This window comes from Modicisalibacter xianhensis (genome assembly GCF_900113605.1).
Lineage (GTDB): Bacteria > Pseudomonadota > Gammaproteobacteria > Pseudomonadales > Halomonadaceae > Modicisalibacter > Modicisalibacter xianhensis.
Genome location: NZ_FOPY01000002.1, coordinates 254,395 through 271,072, shown reverse-complemented (window position 1 = coordinate 271,072; position 16,678 = coordinate 254,395). Strand labels below are relative to the sequence as shown.

Sequence of the window (16,678 nt, the reverse complement as noted above, 5' to 3'; positions counted from 1 at the left end):
ATAGGGGGCAGGCAAATGAGGCCTGCCCTTTGCAAAAGCCTAGTCTTGCTCGTTTACGGGTGAGGCTAGGCTTTTTATAAATCAATCCCAGCTCAGCGCACCGCCGACCTGATACTCGGTGACGCGCGTCTCGAAGAAGTTCTTCTCCTTGCGCAGGTCGATGATCTCGCTCATCCACGGGAAGGGGTTCTGCGCGCCGGGGTATTGCTCCTTCAGTCCGATCTGCGCCAGGCGGCGGTTGCAGATGAAGTGCAGGTATTCCTCCATGATCGCGGCGTTCATGCCCAGTACCCCGCGCGGCATGGTGTCGCGCGCGTAGGCGATCTCGAGTTCGGTGCCCTCGATGATCATCTGGGTCACTTCGTCCTGGAATTCCGGCGTCCACAGGTGCGGGTTCTCGATCTTGATCTGGTTGATCATGTCGATGCCGAAGTTCAGGTGCATGGACTCGTCGCGCAGGATGTACTGGAACTGCTCGGCGACGCCGGTCATCTTGTTGCGCCGGCCCATGGACAGGATCTGGCTGAAGCCGCAATAGAAGAAGATGCCTTCAGTAACGCAGTAGAACGCCACCAGGTTGCGCAGCAGTTCCTGATCGGTCTCCGGGGTGCCGGTCTGGAAGTCCGGACGCGCCAGCGACTGGGTGTGCTTGAGGCTCCAGGCAGACTTGGCGGCGACCGAGGGGACTTCGCGGTACATGTTGAAGACTTCGCCCTCGTCCATGCCCAGCGACTCGACGCAGTACTGGTAGGCGTGGGTGTGGATCGCTTCCTCGAAAGCCTGGCGCAGCAGGTACTGGCGGCACTCGGGGTTGGTGATCAGGCGGTAGAGCGCCAGCACCAGGTTGTTGGCGACCAGCGAGTCGGCCGTCGAGAAGTAGCCCAATGAACGCTCGACGATGCGACGCTCGTCCGGTGTCAGGCCATCCTGGCTTTTCCACAGGGCGATGTCGGCATTCATGTTCACTTCCTGGGGCATCCAGTGGTTGGCGCTGCCGTCCAGGTATTTCTGCCACGCCCACTCGTACTTGAAGGGCACGAGCTGGTTGAGGTCGGCGCGGGCATTGATCATCTGCTTGTCGTCGACCTCGATGCGCGCCGCGCCCATCTCGAGTTCTTCGAGACCGGCCGCGACGTCAAGTTCGTCGAGGGCCTTGCGGGCCCGTGCCAGGCGGTCGTTATCGGCGACCTTGTAGGTGCCGGCGCTTTCACGCACCGCTTCAGGCTCAGCCGCCGGCTTGGCGTCGGCCTGCGGAGCCGGTTTCTCGGCGGCCGGGGCGGTCGCGTTCTCGTCTTCGTGGAAATCGTCCCAGTTCAGCATGGGCATCACCTTTGTCTGCTGTGATCCGGAGCGCTGCGCTTGGATCAGAAATAGTCATGGAATTACGGCGCTGGCCGAGCGCAGCCAGCTTGTTAGCCTATTGGCAGGCTTCGCAGCCCAACTCATCGATCTCGCCGGCCGACGGTGCGCGCGAGCCGCTGCCGCCCTTGCCGGTCAGGAAGTCGTCGATGCCGCGCGCCTCGCGCGGAGCTTCGGCCTGGGGTGCCGCATCCGGCTTGGTGGCCGGGGCACCGCCGTTGCTCACGGCGTTGAGCTTGCCGCGGTCGACGGTGGACTTCTCGACCGAGGTCGCGCCCAGGGCGCGCAGGTAATAGGTGGTCTTCAAGCCGCGGAACCAGGCCATGCGGTAAGTGACGTCGAGCTTCTTGCCCGAGACACCGGCGATGTACAGGTTCAGCGACTGGGCCTGGTCGATCCACTTCTGGCGACGCGCCGCCGCCTCGACCAGCCACTTGGGCTCGACCTCGAAGGCGGTGGCGTAGCGCGCCTTGAGATCCTCCGGCACACGGTCGATGGGCTGCAGGGAACCGTCGTAGTACTTGAGGTCGTTGATCATGACCTCGTCCCACAGGCCGCGCTCCTTGAGGTCGTTGACCATGTAGGCGTTGACCACGGTGAACTCGCCGGACAGGTTCGACTTCACGTAGAGGTTCTGGTAGGTCGGCTCGATGGACTGCGACACGCCGCAGATGTTGGAGATCGTCGCGGTGGGGGCGATCGCCATCACGTTGGAGTTGCGCATGCCCTGGCCGGTGACCTTGTCGCGGATGCGGTCCCAGTCGAGGGTCGTGGAGGTATCGACCTCGATGTAATCGGCGCCACGCTCGGCCTTGAGCTTCTCGATGGAGTCGACCGGCAGGATGCCCTGGCTCCACAGCGAGCCGTCATAGCTCTGGTACTTGCCACGCTCGGCGGCCAGGTCCGAGGAGGCCTCGATGGCGTGGTAGCTGACCAGCTCCATGGAGCGGTCGGCGAAGTTCACTGCGTCCTCGGAGGCGTAGGCGATGCCGTGCTTGTACAGCGCATCCTGGAAGCCCATGATGCCCAGCCCCACCGGGCGGTGCTTGAAGTTGGAGTTCCTGGCCTGCGGCACCGCGTAGTAATTGATGTCGATGACGTTGTCGAGCATGCGTACGGTGGTGCGTACGGTCTTCTTCAACTTGTCGGCGTCGATTTCGCCGTCGACCACATGCTGCGCCAGGTTGACCGAGCCCAGGTTGCACACCGCGATCTCGTCAATCGAGGTGTTGAGGGTGATCTCGGTGCACAGGTTCGAGCTGTGAACCACGCCGGCGTGCTGTTGCGGGCTACGCAGGTTGCACGGGTCCTTGAAGGTGATCCACGGATGGCCGGTCTCGAACAGCATCGACAGCATCTTGCGCCACAGGTCCTTGGCCTTGACCCGCTTGAAGAGCTTGAGCTGACCGGTGTAGGTCATCGCCTCGTACTCCTCGTAGCGCTTCTCGAAGGCGGCGCCGTAAAGGTCGTGCAGGTCCGGGCAGGTGGACGGCGAGAACAGCGTCCAGTCCTTGTCGTCGAACACGCGCTTCATGAACAGGTCCGGCACCCAGTTGGCGGTGTTCATGTCATGGGTGCGACGGCGATCGTCGCCGGTGTTCTTGCGCAGCTCGATGAACTCCTCGACATCCAGGTGCCAGGTCTCGAGATAGGCGCACACCGCGCCCTTGCGCTTGCCGCCTTGGTTGACGGCCACGGCGGTATCGTTGACCACCTTGAGGAACGGCACCACGCCCTGGCTCTTGCCGTTGGTGCCCTTGATGTAGGAGCCCAACGCACGCACCGGTGTCCAGTCGTTGCCGAGTCCGCCGGCCCACTTGGAAAGCATGGCGTTGTCGCGGATGGCGCTGTAGATGCCGTCGAGGTTGTCGGGCACGGTGGTCAGGTAGCAGCTGGACAGCTGGCTGCGTACGGTACCGGCGTTGAACAGGGTCGGCGTGGAGGCCATGTAATCGAAGCTGGAAAGCAGCTCGTAGAACTCGATGGCGCGCGCTTCGCGGTCGTCCTCATTGAGCGCCAGGCCCATGGCGACGCGCATGAACATCACCTGCGGCAGCTCGTAACGGACGTCGTCGCGGTGGATGAAATAGCGATCGTAGAGCGTCTGCAGGCCCAGGTAGGTGAACTGGTTGTCGCGCGTGTGATCGAGCGCGTCGCCCAGGCGCTCGAGGTCGAACTCGGCCAGTGCCGGGTCGAGTTGCTCGAACTCGATGCCCTTGGCGATGTAGGCCTGGAAGGCCGGCTTGTAGAACTCGGCCATGTCACCGAACGTCGCTTCGTCGGCGATACCCAGGAAGAAGAGCGCCTCGCGGCGCAGGTTGTCCTGCAGCAGGCGCGCGGTGACGTAGGTGTAGTTGGGGTCCTTCTCGACCAGCGTGCGTGCGGTCATCATCAGCGCGGTAGCCACGCCGTCCATGGACACGCCGTCATAAAGGTTCTTCAGCGAGTCGTCGACGATCTTCTTGGGATCGACGTTGCTCAGCCCTTCGCAGGCATCGAACACCAGTGTCTCGACACGGCCCAGGTCCAACGGACGCACGGTGCCGTCGGCCAGGGTCACGTTGAGCGTGGGGTGCGGCTTGGCGATGTCGCCGCCTGCGGCCTGGCGGGCGCGGGCGTGCTCCTCGCGGTAGAGCACGTAGGCGCGGGCGACCTTCTGCTCCCCGGCGCGCATCAGGGCCAGTTCGACCTGGTCCTGGATGTCCTCGATATGCAGGGTGCCGCCGTCTGGCGTGCGGCGCTGGAAGGCCTCGGTGATCTGGTCCGTTGCCTGGGCCACGAAGTCACGGATGCGCGAGGAAGTACCGGCGTTGTCGCCTTCGACCGCGATGAAGGCTTTGGTCATGGCCACGGAAATCTTGCTGGGATCGAACGCAGCCACGTCGCCGCCTCGCTTGATCACGCGCAGTCGCTCGGGTGCGGTCACGTTCACAGCCGTCTTGTCAGGAGAAAGGGTGGTTTCCATGGCGCCGTGTATCCCTCGCTTGAAGTGGATTGACGAAAGTCGGTGATAGAGACCATCGATGGTGCCGACTAGCGTTTGCCAAAGCGTTAAACCCGCGTCATGAGCCCGTTTCGAGGGGCATTGACAGTCGGTGCGGCAATTGGTAGTTGGCACATCATGTAGTGGTCTGGTGCGAATGGGGCACAAGATAGTGTGTCTGGAGGCGGCCAGCAAGTGAACAAGTTGTGGGTAACTTGTGGCTCTTCTGGGGGCGAAGGTCGGGGGCCGGTCCAGGCCGCGTGGCTAGGCCTTTTCAGGGTTTGCTAATCGAAGATTTTTCGTGGAAAGCCACAGAATGCGAAGGATTTCGGGTATCATCCGCGCCCATCCGCTATGGTTGAGAGTGACCATCTCGTAACCCCCTGTAGCGAGGTGTAGCATTGTCAGGGAATCAGTGGCATAGCCATGCCATGTTTTGCCAAATAGGATGGGTAACAGCTTGGACAGTAAAGACAAGGACCACGTACTGATCATCGAGGATGACGAGCGTCTGGCTAACCTGACCCGGGAGTACCTTGAGGCCAACGGTTTCCAGGTCACCATCGAGGCGGATGGCGCTCACGGAGTCGAGCGAATCACCGAGCTTGAACCTGACATTGTCATCCTGGACCTGATGCTCCCCGGCGAGGACGGCCTGTCGATCTGCCGTCGCGTGAGGCCGCTGTATGCCGGCCCGATCCTGATGTTGACGGCGCGCACCGATGACATGGATCAGGTGCTGGGACTGGAAATGGGCGCCGACGACTACGTGCCGAAGCCGGTGCAGCCGCGCGTGCTGCTGGCGCGAATGCGCGCCTTGATGCGTCGCACCGATCCGGCCGAGAGCAACAGCGGTTCGGCACGCTTGACCTTCGGCGGCCTGGTGATCGATAGCGCCACGCGCGAAGCCTGGCTCGATGAAGAGCGCATCGACCTGACCAGCGCCGAGTTCGATCTGCTGTGGCTATTGGCCGACAATGCCGGGCGGGTGCTCACGCGCGAGGAAATATTCTCGTCGCTGCGCGGCATCAAGTACGACGGCCAGGATCGCTCGATCGACGTGCGCGTGTCCCGCATTCGTCCCAAGATCGGTGACGATCCCAATCAGCCGCATCGCATCAAGACGGTACGCAGCAAGGGTTATCTCTTCGTTAAGGATGTCTGATCGCAATGCGTCGCACCCTGGCCGACAGCACGTTCTTTCGGGTTTATGCATCCTTGCTGCTGGCGCTGGTGTTGACCTTTGGCCTGGCCATGCTGGGGTACCTGATGGTGGACCAGGTACGCCGCGAATATTATCGCGAGAACCTGGCGGATGCCCCCATGGCGCTGCTGACCACATTGGTCGCCGAAGTAGCTCCCGAGCGGCGTGCCTCCTGGCTCCTCGACCAGAGCGAGCGGCTCGACATGCGGCTGAGTCTGCATGACCTCGACGAGCAGGATTTCAATTATTTTCAGCGCGCCCGCCTGGACGATGGCCGGCCGCTGGTCAAGCGCGACAGCCGGGGCGATTGGCACCTGTGGCGCCTGGTGCCGGGCGAGCCCCTGTTGCTCGAGGCCACGCTGACGCATCTCTCCGAGAAGCAGTTGCGCGGCCTGGTCGGCAGCCTGCGGGTCTGGCTGGAAGGCAAGTTCTCGCCGGAGTTGCCGCTGCAGACGTTGATCGATCGTCAGGCCCTGCCGGTCGAGCTGGCCACGGCACCGCCCGATGTGCTCGACGACAACCAGCTCGAGCGCCTCAACGAGGGTGCCGTGGTACTGCATCTGCTCGCCGAAGAGGGCACGGTAACGGCCTATGCGCGCCTCAAGCCGATGTTCAACGATGGCTCGTTGCGTTGGATCCGGGTTGGCCCCCTGCACGCCTTCGATCCCATGCCGCTCTTGCTGACGCTGGGGCTGGTGCTGGTGGCGTTGGTCATGATGGCAGCGGCCATCTATCTGGTCGTGCGTGGTCTCGAGGCGCGCATGGCGCGTCTCGAGAAGGCCGCGACGCGCATCGCCGGTGGGTATCTGGATACCCGGGTGAAGGTCGAGAGCAGCGATTTCATGGGCCGGCTCGGCATGGCCTTCAATGGTATGGCTGCTCAGGTCCAGTCACTGCTGCGTGCCCAGCAGGAAATGATCCGGGCGGTTTCTCACGAGTTGCGCACGCCGGTGGCACGCATTCGCTTCGCGGTGCAGATGGTCGATGACATGTCGGACGAGGAGCCGGTGCGGCGCCAGTTGAAAGGGATCGACAGCGATATCGAGGAACTCGACCAACTGATCGACGAGATCCTGACCTATGCCCGTCTGGGCAGCGACAATGCCAGTGGCGTCACGCTGGAGACCGACAGCGTCGACTGTCGAGCCATGGCGGCCAGGGTGGTAGATACCCTGGCTCCCTTGCATCCGCAGATTACGCTGGATGTCGAACCCGGCGCCGATGTCGAGGTCATCGCCGAACCCCGTTACCTGCAGCGGGCATTGCAGAACCTGGTGGCCAATGCCTGCCGGCACGCCGAGTCCAGGGTGCGGATTCGCTTGAGCCAGGATGCCCGAGCCGTGCGCCTGGACGTCGAAGACGATGGCCCGGGGGTGCCCGAGAGCGACCGAATGGAAGTCTTCAAGCCCTTCGCCAGGCTCGACAACAGCCGCACCCGACGCTCGGGCGGTTACGGCCTGGGGTTGTCGATCGTGCAGAAGATCATGCTCTGGCACGGTGGCAGCGTGGTAATCGAGGATAGCGAAGCGCTGGGTGGCGCCTGCTTCAGTTTGCTGTTGCCGGGTGGCGTCCCGGCGGCCAAGGTCAGCTAGGGTAGCGGTCGCTTGCCGAGGCGACACGTTCCGTTGCTGTCCTGGCTTGGCAACCTTTCGTACATCGTTCAGGGGAGGTAGGGGAAATACCATGACAACAACGACACCCGAAGCGCTCAGCGGCCTGTGGCGCCTGGTACGCTTTGTCTATCGCTGGCCCGACGGCAAGGAGGTCGCACCGCTCGGCAGCGCTGCCGGCCAGCTTATCTACCTGCTTGACCGGGAACGCCCGGGGCGCATGTCGGTGCAGGTCATGTCGGTCGAGCGGCCGCCGCTCGACCTGCAAAGCGACGCCAGCCAGGCTTTGCATTTTCGCAGCGGTTTTGCCTATGCCGGACAGTGGTCGCTAGACGAGGGGCGAGTGCACCACGACGTGGACATGGCCAGCCTGGCCTTCTGGGAAGGTGCCCGGCTGAGTCGCGATGTCACGCTCGAGAGCGATCGTCTGACCCTGTCTACCGACGAGCCCAGCCCGCAGATCCTGCAGGGTGGCTATGTCACCCTGCTGGAGTGGGCCCGCTGATCAGGCGGGCTTGATGCCCTCGAGTACCGCAAACGAGGTTTCCCGCGCGGTACGCAGAAAATCCTCCATCCACGGCAGGTCGCGCTGTTCCTCGCGGATCGCGGCGAACAGCGTGCTCCATACGCCATTTTCCCCCAGTGGCAAAGCGCGGACATAGTCGCGTTCCAGGTATTCGGTCAATGCCCAGTTGGGCAGGGCGCATACGCCCCGCCCGCTGGCCACCAGTTGCATCATCATGATCGTGAGTTCGGCGGTGCGCAGCTCATGCGGGGCGACCCCGGCAGGATCGAGAAACTGGGTGAACACGTCCAGTCGCTCGTGTTCCACCGGGTAGGTGATCAAGGTCTCTTCAGCCAGGTCGTCAGGTCTGACGAATGCCTTGCCGGCCAGGCGGTGCTGCTTGGCCACGGCCAGCAGCCCTTCGTAACGGAACAACGGCTCATAGTGCACGCCTGGCAGCGGTTGGGGGTCGGCGGTGATCACCAGGTCGAGCTGCTCTCGAGCCAGTGCCGGGAGCGGATCGAAATTGTGTCCGCTGGGGATGTCGACTTCCACTTCCTGCCAGTGATCGCGAAAGCGGTCGATGGTCGGCATCAGCCACTGGAAGCAGCTGTGACATTCGATGGCCATGTGCAGGCGACCCTGTTCGTCACCAGCCAGTCGCGCCAGGTCGCGCTCGGCCATGCGTACCTGAGGCAGGATCTGCTCGGCCAGCGCCAGCAGCCGCTCACCGGCCCGGGTGAATTCGACCGGCCGGGTCTTGCGCAGGAATAACGGGCTGCCCAGGCGTTCTTCCAGGTCCTTGATCTGGTGCGACAGGGCCGACTGTGTCAGGTGAACCCGCTCGGCGGCCTCGACCAGCGAGCCGGCGTCGCGCAAGGCAATCAGCGTACGAAGATGACGAAGCTCGAGCATGTATGAGTGTCGCTCATTTTAATAATTAGTTAATTTAGTTTGATTCAATTTCTGTTGCCAGTGAGACTGCCTACCCATCGCACGGCGATCTTGTTCGCCAATTCTATCCGCTAGAGACGCCAAGGAATAACGATGACGCTGGCACATACACTGGGTTATCCGCGCATCGGCGCGAATCGTGAACTCAAGCACGCCGTCGAGGCCTACTGGAAAGGCGAGCTGACCCAGGATGCCCTGGAATCCACCGCGGCCGAACTGCGCGCACGCCACTGGCAGGATCAGCGCGATGCGGGACTCGATCTGGTTACTGTGGGCGATTTTGCCTTCTACGATCAGGTGCTCAATGTCTCGGCGCTGCTCGGCGCCGTGCCGCCGCGCTTCGGCCAGGTCGCCGGCGAGGTCGATCTCGACACCGCCTTCCGCATGGCACGCGGGCGGGCCCCGACGGGGACACCTGCGGCGGCCTGCGAGATGACCAAGTATTTCGATACCAACTATCACTACCTGGTCCCCGAGCTGTATCGCGACCAGGACTTCCGGCTCGCCAGCTCGCGCCTGTTCGATGAAGTCGACGAGGCTCGGGCTGCCGGGCATCCCGTCAAGGTCGCCCTGCTCGGTCCGCTGTCGTGGTTGTGGCTGGGCAAGGTCAAGGGAGACGACGCAAGCGGCGAGACGTTCGAGCGACTCGAATTGCTCGACAGCTTACTGCCGGTATACGGCGAGATCCTGACACGCCTGGCCAGCCAGGGGGTGGAATGGGTGCAGCTCGACGAGCCGGCACTGGTGCAAGACTTGCCTCTCGAATGGCGGCAAGCCTATGAGTCGGCCTACAACATGCTGCAATCGGCCCCGGTCAAGCTACTGCTGGCGACCTACTTCGGCGACTTGGGCGACAATCTGGCGCTGACGGTCGGCTTGCCGGTCGAGGGGCTGCACATCGATGTGGTTCGCGCCCCGGCACAGCTCGAGCGGGTGCTCGATCGCCTGCCGGCTTACAAGGTGCTCTCCGTGGGGGTCATTGATGGCCGTAACGTGTGGCGCGCCGATCTCGCCACGTTGCGCGAGACATTGGCGAACGCTCGCATGCGCCTCGGCGATCGTCTGTGGCTGGCGCCGAGCTGTTCGCTATTGCACGTGCCGGTGGACTTGGCCGGCGAGACTGCCCTGGATGAGGAGCTCAAGGGCTGGCTGGCCTTCGCCCGGCAGAAACTCGATGAAGTCGCTACGCTGGCCCGCTTGCTGGACGGCCGCGCCACGCCGGAGGAGGCTTCGCGCCTGGCCGACGCCACGGCGGTATTCGATGCCCGGAGAGGTTCGCCACGCATTCACCGGCCTGGCGTCGCGGCACGCGTCGCTGCCGTGACAGCGCGCGACAGCCAGCGGGCCAGTGAATATCCGGTACGCGCCCGGGCACAATGGGAACGCTTCGATCTGCCGCTGTTTCCGACCACGGCGATTGGCTCGTTCCCGCAAACCAGCGAGATTCGTGCCGCACGCCGGGCCTTCAAGCAGGGCGAGTTGGACCGTGAAGCCTACGAGACGCGCATGCGCGAGGAGATCGCCTTTGCCGTCGAGCGTCAGGAGGCCCTGGGACTGGATGTGTTCGTGCATGGCGAGCCGGAGCGCAACGACATGGTCGAGTACTTCGGCGAGCAGCTCGATGGGTTCGCTTTCACTGCCAAAGGCTGGGTGCAGAGTTACGGTTCACGTTGCGTCAAGCCGCCGGTGATCTTCGGCGATGTCAGCCGCTCCCAGGCGATGACGGTCGGCTGGAGCGAGTATGCCCAATCGCTGACCGACAAGCCGATGAAGGGCATGCTTACGGGGCCGGTAACCATCCTGCAATGGTCATTCGTGCGCGATGACCAGTCGCGCGAGGCTACCTGCCGGCAGATCGCCCTGGCATTGCGTGATGAAGTCGCCGATCTGGAGGCGGCGGGCATCGGCATCATCCAGATCGACGAGCCGGCCCTGCGCGAAGGGTTGCCGTTGCGCCAGGCCGAATGGCAGCGTTACCTGGACTGGGCAGTGGAGTGTTTCCGGCTGACGTCGTCAGTCGTGCGCGACGACACGCAGATCCATACCCACATGTGCTACTCGGAGTTCAACGACATTATTGCCTCCATCGCGGCACTCGATGCCGACGTGATCACCATCGAGACGTCGCGTTCGGACATGGAGCTGCTCGATGCTTTTCGAGATTTCGCCTATCCCAACGAGATCGGGCCGGGCGTCTACGATATCCATTCGCCGAACACCCCCGAAGTGGCGTGGATGGTCGCGTTGATGGAACAGGCCGCAGAGAGGATTCCCGCCGAGCGGCTGTGGGTCAATCCGGACTGCGGTCTCAAGACCCGTAGCTGGGCCGAGGTCGAGCCCGCCTTGAGGCGCATGGTCGAGGCGGCACATGAGTTGCGTCGTCGGTATGGTTGAGCCGGCCATCGTGGTTGTCGGGACCGGGAAGGCAAACGGTTGAATTAGCGCAAGAATTGCCATCAGTGAGTGGGAGCGAGGGGGGAGGACGCTTGTTATGCTGGGTGGCTGGGGTTGTCCTCGTCATACAGGAGTTACCATGCGTCTCATCCCGCTGTTTGCCGCCATGCTGATGGTTGCCGGCTGTGCCTCACAGGCACCGGCACCCTCCGCGCCGTCCAAGGTCCAGGAGCTCAATCAGCCCACGCCAAGCCAGGCCGATCAGGTCGAGGCCAAGCCGACCTCTCCGCTATTGCCGTCGGCCTTCTTCGCCGATGGTGCGCCGGCGTTCGTGGCCTGGCGTTGCACGCCGGCGCAGGATCTTATCGCTGCGTTTCCCGAGGGTGAATTGCGATTGTGGTCGGGCCAAGGATTCTATCGGCTCGACCCGGCGGTGGTCGCTTCCGGGGCACGTTACGTGAAGGATGACCTCTCATTCTGGAACAAGGGGAGCAAGGCCGTCGTCGAGAGTGCCAACGGGCGGCTCGAATGTGAGCAGGATGTCAGCCGCGAGACGACCACCCGGGAAACCCGGCCCAATGCGATCTTCTTCGCCAAGGGTAATGAGCCGGGATGGATGATGATCCTCGACCGGCAGACGTCGCAATTGCGCCTGGTAGCCGATTACGGTCAGCAGACGCTGACATTGCCCTACAAGATCGAGCGACTGACCAATGGCCAGGAGGCTAGCGTGCAACTGCGTAGTACGCGGGATGACCAGCCCCTGCATGCCCGGCTGCAGGCTAAGGCCTGTTTCGATTCGATGAGTGGCATGCCGTATCCGGTTCAAGTGACGCTGCAGTGGCAGAATCGGACGCTGCAGGGGTGCGGCCAAGGGATCGAGGCACTCTAGATTTCGTATTTATCGAATGATTAAAGCAGTTTTTTGCGATTTTCATTTGAAAAATGCCACATAAAATGGATGTCATTCCCAATGCCCAATGGAGGGACGTGCGATGACATCCAAGGTTCTGCTGATCAACAGTTCGATCCTCGGCGACAACGGCCAATCGCGTGCGCTGGCCGAGCATTTCAAGGCGCGTGCCTCGGCACGTGACGGTCTGTCACTGCTTGAGCGTGACGTGGTCGCCGAGCCCTTGCCGCACCTGGACGGTACCGAGGTGGCCAGCTGGATGGTGGCGGAGGAAGCGCGGGACAGCCAGCAGCATGACCTGGCGGCGCGCTCCGAGTCTCTGGTCGACGAACTGCTGGCCTATGATGTGCTGGTCCTGGCCGTGCCGCTCTACAACCTGGGCATACCCTCGCAACTCAAGGCCTGGTTCGACCGCGTCCTGCGTGCCGGCAAGACCTTCCGCTATACCGAAAACGGTCCCAAGGGGCTGGTGGAGGGCAAGCGAGCCGTGGTCCTGGCGGCGCGTGGCGGCCAGTATGCGGGGACCGAGCTGGATTCCCAGACGCCCCACCTGCGCCATATGCTAGGCCTGATGGGTATCACTGAGGTCGATTTCGTTTATGCCGAAGGACTGAACATGGGGGAAGGGCGTCGCGATGCGGCTCTCCGCGAAGCGCGCCAAGCCATCGATTCGCTGGTCGAGACGCTCTAACGTTTAGTCCCAGAAGAGAGACAAGCCCGGCCTCGATGGCCGGGCTTGTCGTGTCAGGGCGGAGGGCATGTGCTCGGTCCCGCCACCTTCTCCGGCTGGAAGAATGCCGAAGGGCACAGGCTCATGTCAGGCGTGATGGCGCGGTTCAGCAGCTTCATCAGGGCCGCGGTATCGGCAGGCCGACCGGGAACTTCACGGGTCGTGACCGGCTGCCATTTGCCATCTTCGCGTTGGGCCAGGCGGAAATTGAACGGGTGGAACCCCGGAAAACCCAGCCGCAGGTCGGTGGCGATCAGCCAGGCGGTGTCATTGTCCTGCTTGACCCGGTAGCGCAGGAAAGGCCCGGCGAACCATTGCAGGCGCCGGCCACTGGGCAGTGCCAGGGCAGTGTCGGCATGCTCGCCGCCTCGCGGAAAACGTTCCAGCGTCGGGGGCGTCGAATCGAACAAGCCACTCAACGCTTCGTAATAGTGATCGCCCTCCACGACCGTGATCCGCCACAGCAGCGTATTGAAGGGCGTGGGCTGAACCAGGCGGGGCGCCTCCTGCAGTCCGCGTGCGGCAAGCACCGGCGCCATGCGCTGATCGATCACCAGCTTGGCGCCAAGCGAGAAGGCGAGATACAGCGTGGACAGCGCCAGTCCCAAGTGCAGAGCCCTTTGGCGTAGGCCGCGGGCCAGCACGTAAAGGACGCTGATCAGCAATGGCAGGGTGTACAGCGGGTCGATGATGAAGATGCTGGCCCAGCTTACCGGCGATGCGGGCAGTGGCCACCACAGTTGCGTGCCGTAGGTCGTGAAAGCGTCGAGCAGCGGATGGGTGAGCAGGCAGGCGGCATAGAATGTCGCCCAGTGGCGCAACGGGATACCCCAGGCCGGGGCCAGGCGGGCGGTCAGCCCGGCAAGCAAAGCCGACAGCGCAGCCAGCACCAGCAGTGAGTGGCTGAAGCCGCGATGATAGGTGTAGTCCGCCACGGCGTCGCCGTAGTCGATGACCACATCGAGGTCGGGCAGGGTGCCCAGGATGGCGCCGGCGAGTACGGCCTTGCGCCCCAGCCGACGCCCGAGCACGGCACCGCCGATGGCGGCGCCAAGACAGGCTTGGGTCAGGGAATCCATAGCTTTCGCTCCTAGCGACTGCTATCGGCCCAGGCGGGGCGGCAGGCGACGATCCTGGCATGTACCGGACAGTCCTCGCGGTGTGCTCCCGGCAGGTAACCGGTACTCATCAGAAATTCGTTGACGATTTCCGGACCGGTAAAGCGGAAGGTACGCTTGAATACGCGCACCCAGTCGTTGAGCGGCAGTGGATGATGGTGGTTCAGCCAGGCCTTGAAGCTGCCATGCTCGGACTGCAAGCCAAGGATGACACCGGCGTTGTGAATGGTGGCATCAATCTTCAGGCGGTTGCGAATGATCCCGGCATCGGTCAGCAGCCGCTCGCGATCGGCCTCGCCATAGCCGGCCACCCGGGCGATGGCAAAGCCATCGAATGCCTGGCGAAACGCCGTGCGCTTGTTGAGGATCGTCAACCATGACAGGCCGGCTTGGTTGATCTCGAGTACCAGGCGCTCGAACAGGGCATCGTCATTCTCGACCGGGAAGCCATATTCGTTATCGTGGTAGGGTTGGTGAACTGGATGCGTCGGCGCCAGGTCACAGTAATCGGCCATGGGAACTCTCTATCGGCGTTGGGCTGACAGGGACACATCGGCAAGCCGATGGCTAATGGGCCATCATGCCGTAGTATGCGGCAATCGCCAAAGCAGGAGACAATCATGCAAGGACAAGTATCGCTGTCGCGTCAGTGGCGCCGGGGGATGGCCGGCCTCGTATTGGGCATGATGGCCGGGTCGGCCTGGGCCGGCCCCGTTGCCGAAGTCTGGAAGGATCCCAACTGCGGCTGTTGTACCGCCTGGGCTGAACATCTCGAGAGTGCCGGCTTCGAGGTGCAGCTGCATGCCAGCCAGGACATGGGCGCGATCAAGGCCGAACATGGCGTGCCGCAGCGGCTGGTGTCTTGCCATACGGCCGTGATCGACGGCTACGTGATCGAGGGGCATGTACCGGCGGCGGATATTCAGCGCCTGCTGGACAGCGAGGCCGAGGTCAGCGGTCTCGCCGTGCCGGGCATGCCGCATGGATCGCCGGGCATGGAAACCGGACGTGTCGATGACTATGCCGTCTATGCCTGGCAGGAGGACGGTGATATCGACGTCTATCAGCGCTACACGCACGATGCCTAAGCGAAAAGAAAACGGAGAATGAACATGCAGTATCTGCATACCATGGTACGCGTCAGCGATATCGAGGCATCGCTGCACTTCTATTGCGATCTGCTCGGCCTCGAGGAGGTCAGCCGCAAGGAAAGCGAGAAGGGGCGCTTCACGCTGGTGTTCCTGGCGGCGCCAGACGACCTTTCACGTGCCAGGGAGGATCGGGCACCGATGGTCGAACTGACCTACAACTGGGATCCCGAGACATACACCGGGGGTCGCAACTTCGGTCACCTGGCCTATCGGGTCGACGACATCTATGCGTTGTGCGATCACCTGCAGGCCAACGGCGTGACGATCAATCGTCCACCACGCGATGGGCACATGGCGTTCGTGCGCTCACCGGACGGAGTCTCCATCGAGTTGCTGCAGAAAGGCGATGCCATGGAACCCCGCGAACCTTGGGCGTCGATGGAAAATACCGGCACCTGGTGAATCACCGAGGCTCAGGGAGGAGCATCATGCCACTGGATGAGTCGCTGCACGCCGCGTTTCGCCGAGAGGCAGAGCAGTTGGATGGCGTCGACCTTGCGGCCTACGAGAAGCATGGACGCGATCCGCATGAGCCTATCATCGGCCTGGGGCCTCGCGATGCACCAATCGGCTTCTTCGGCCGCGACCCAGGGGAGCAGGAAGTTCGCTGGGGAGAGCCGTTCATCGGCGCCGGCGGGCAAAAGGTTCGCGAAGGCCTGTACCGGGCGATTCACGGGACGGCGCTGCCCGACTTCGAGGCCTCTCGCGAGATCGGCCGGCTGGCCTTCTGGGCCAATACCGTGCCCTACAAGCCCATCGGCAACAAGGCCTGGTCGATGGCCGTCAAGAAACGCTTCCAACCGCTGATGGCGCAGGTCCTGATTGACCAATGGCAAGGCCGGGAGCTGATCACCCTGGGACGGGAAGCTTTCCTGTGGTTCGGCATCAACCAGCCCAAGGCGGTACGCCAGGAGCTGGAGGATTTCTGGAAGCGCGAGGATCGCTTTGAGGAAAGCCACACCACGACACTGGTCCTGGAGGATGGCCGTGAGGCCGAGTTCCGGCTCGCCCCCTTGCCGCATCCCTCACCGCTGAATCAGACATGGTTCAAGCGCTTTCCCGGCCTGCTGGAAGCAAGGCTCGAAGCGATGGGGGGCCAACCTGTTGCGCCAGGCCGGCTAGGTTCCGGCTGGTACAAAATCTCCTGATGGCTACGCTGTAACTATCAGTCATTTACGTTCGCTACGCGACTGGTGAGTTCGCCCATGAGGCATGCCGAGGGGGCCATCAGTGTCGACGAGGCGGACCCGGTGCTGAGAACCACCCGTCGCCAGGCCTTGGAGGAATCCTACCGGACCATGATCGTCCATATGCGTCACGAGATCGCGCACATGCTCTGGTGGCGCCTCAGTCTGTGCGACGATTTCCTGAATACCCTCCGTGACATGTTCGGTGATGAACGGGCAGATTATCCTGCTGCGCGCCAGCGTCACTACGACGGGCCGCCTGCCGACTGGAAACAGAGCTTCTTGACCACCTACGCCCCTGCCCATCCGCTCGAGGACTGGGCCGAAACCGCCGGGCACTTGCTGCACCTGACTGATATTGCCGATAGCTTCGTTGCCGCAGGCCTGTCTTCGTCCCAACTGCCGCACTTCAACTGGGACCCGTATTCGGAGCCGGATGCCGCACGCCTGATCTATGTTGCAGCTGACCTCAGCATGGGGATCAACAACGTCAACTGATCCATGGGACTTTCCGACATCTATCCTTTCGTGCTGTCGAATGTTTCCAGACGCAAGCTTGCCTTCGTGCAT

15 protein-coding genes are annotated in these 16,678 nt (G+C 62.8%); 10 read left to right on the top strand and 5 right to left on the bottom strand.

Annotation, left to right across the window (positions count from 1 at the left end; translation table 11 throughout):
- Positions 1–81 precede the first annotated feature (81 nt).
- Together BM194_RS03110 and BM194_RS03105 are read right to left on the bottom strand one after the other, a co-directional pair.
- Positions 82–1,320 carry a ribonucleotide-diphosphate reductase subunit beta gene (locus BM194_RS03110; protein ID WP_092843531.1) on the bottom strand — a complete coding sequence of 413 codons (1,239 nt, stop codon included), beginning with the start codon at positions 1,318–1,320 and terminating at the stop codon, positions 82–84.
- A 97-nt stretch (positions 1,321–1,417) separates the two neighbouring features.
- Positions 1,418–4,324, bottom strand: coding sequence for a ribonucleoside-diphosphate reductase subunit alpha (locus tag BM194_RS03105; protein WP_092843529.1), 2,907 nt, complete (start codon positions 4,322–4,324; stop codon positions 1,418–1,420).
- Between the two features lie 466 nt (positions 4,325–4,790).
- Between BM194_RS03105 and BM194_RS03100 the strand changes: the two genes are divergently transcribed.
- The 3 genes from BM194_RS03100 to BM194_RS03090 all read left to right on the top strand — a co-directional run bounded on the left by BM194_RS03100 (position 4,791) and on the right by BM194_RS03090 (position 7,661).
- On the top strand, positions 4,791–5,507 hold the full coding sequence (locus tag BM194_RS03100; protein WP_092843527.1) for a winged helix-turn-helix domain-containing protein: 717 nt from the start codon (positions 4,791–4,793) through the stop codon (positions 5,505–5,507).
- A gap of 5 nt (positions 5,508–5,512) precedes the next feature.
- Positions 5,513–7,138 (top strand): ATP-binding protein, encoded by a 1,626-nt coding sequence (locus tag BM194_RS03095; RefSeq protein ID WP_092843525.1) that lies wholly within the window; start codon positions 5,513–5,515, stop codon positions 7,136–7,138.
- 91 nt (positions 7,139–7,229) lie between these two features.
- Positions 7,230–7,661: a lipocalin-like domain-containing protein gene (locus BM194_RS03090; protein ID WP_092843523.1), complete on the top strand. Its 432-nt coding sequence runs from the start codon at positions 7,230–7,232 to the stop codon at positions 7,659–7,661.
- Here BM194_RS03090 and BM194_RS03085 read toward each other — a convergent pair whose 3' ends face one another.
- On the bottom strand, positions 7,662–8,576 hold the full coding sequence (locus BM194_RS03085) for a LysR family transcriptional regulator (RefSeq protein WP_092843521.1): 915 nt from the start codon (positions 8,574–8,576) through the stop codon (positions 7,662–7,664).
- A 132-nt stretch (positions 8,577–8,708) separates the two neighbouring features.
- Here BM194_RS03085 and metE point away from each other — a divergent pair, with 132 nt between their 5' ends.
- The 3 genes from metE to BM194_RS03070 all read left to right on the top strand — a co-directional run bounded on the left by metE (position 8,709) and on the right by BM194_RS03070 (position 12,613).
- Positions 8,709–11,009, top strand: coding sequence for a 5-methyltetrahydropteroyltriglutamate--homocysteine S-methyltransferase (metE, locus tag BM194_RS03080; RefSeq protein WP_092843519.1), 2,301 nt, complete (start codon positions 8,709–8,711; stop codon positions 11,007–11,009).
- A 139-nt stretch (positions 11,010–11,148) separates the two neighbouring features.
- The gene (locus BM194_RS03075) at positions 11,149–11,901 is read left to right on the top strand and encodes an MliC family protein (RefSeq protein WP_092843518.1); all 753 of its coding nucleotides are present in this window, start codon (positions 11,149–11,151) and stop codon (positions 11,899–11,901) included.
- A 103-nt stretch (positions 11,902–12,004) separates the two neighbouring features.
- Positions 12,005–12,613 (top strand): FMN-dependent NADH-azoreductase, encoded by a 609-nt coding sequence (locus tag BM194_RS03070; protein ID WP_092843517.1) that lies wholly within the window; start codon positions 12,005–12,007, stop codon positions 12,611–12,613.
- Between the two features lie 53 nt (positions 12,614–12,666).
- Here the strand turns inward: BM194_RS03070 and BM194_RS03065 are convergent, their stop codons facing one another.
- Together BM194_RS03065 and BM194_RS03060 are read right to left on the bottom strand one after the other, a co-directional pair.
- The gene (locus tag BM194_RS03065) at positions 12,667–13,731 is read right to left on the bottom strand and encodes a metal-dependent hydrolase (RefSeq protein WP_092843515.1); all 1,065 of its coding nucleotides are present in this window, start codon (positions 13,729–13,731) and stop codon (positions 12,667–12,669) included.
- Between the two features lie 11 nt (positions 13,732–13,742).
- Positions 13,743–14,285, bottom strand: coding sequence for a DNA-3-methyladenine glycosylase I (locus BM194_RS03060; RefSeq protein WP_092843513.1), 543 nt, complete (start codon positions 14,283–14,285; stop codon positions 13,743–13,745).
- A gap of 105 nt (positions 14,286–14,390) precedes the next feature.
- Here BM194_RS03060 and BM194_RS03055 point away from each other — a divergent pair, with 105 nt between their 5' ends.
- Genes BM194_RS03055 through BM194_RS03040 form a run of 4 tightly spaced genes read left to right on the top strand, consistent with a single transcriptional unit; the run spans position 14,391 to position 16,606 of the window.
- The gene (locus tag BM194_RS03055; RefSeq protein ID WP_092843511.1) at positions 14,391–14,858 is read left to right on the top strand and encodes a DUF411 domain-containing protein; all 468 of its coding nucleotides are present in this window, start codon (positions 14,391–14,393) and stop codon (positions 14,856–14,858) included.
- A gap of 24 nt (positions 14,859–14,882) precedes the next feature.
- Positions 14,883–15,323 (top strand): VOC family protein, encoded by a 441-nt coding sequence (locus BM194_RS03050; RefSeq protein WP_092843714.1) that lies wholly within the window; start codon positions 14,883–14,885, stop codon positions 15,321–15,323.
- A 26-nt stretch (positions 15,324–15,349) separates the two neighbouring features.
- Complete coding sequence (locus BM194_RS03045; RefSeq protein WP_092843509.1) at positions 15,350–16,069, top strand: uracil-DNA glycosylase family protein; 720 nt, start codon at positions 15,350–15,352, stop codon at positions 16,067–16,069.
- Positions 16,070–16,126: 57 nt separating this feature from the next.
- A complete protein-coding gene (locus tag BM194_RS03040; protein WP_244890860.1) occupies positions 16,127–16,606 on the top strand; it encodes a putative zinc-binding metallopeptidase in 480 nt (159 codons plus the stop codon).
- Positions 16,607–16,678: the final 72 nt, after the last annotated feature.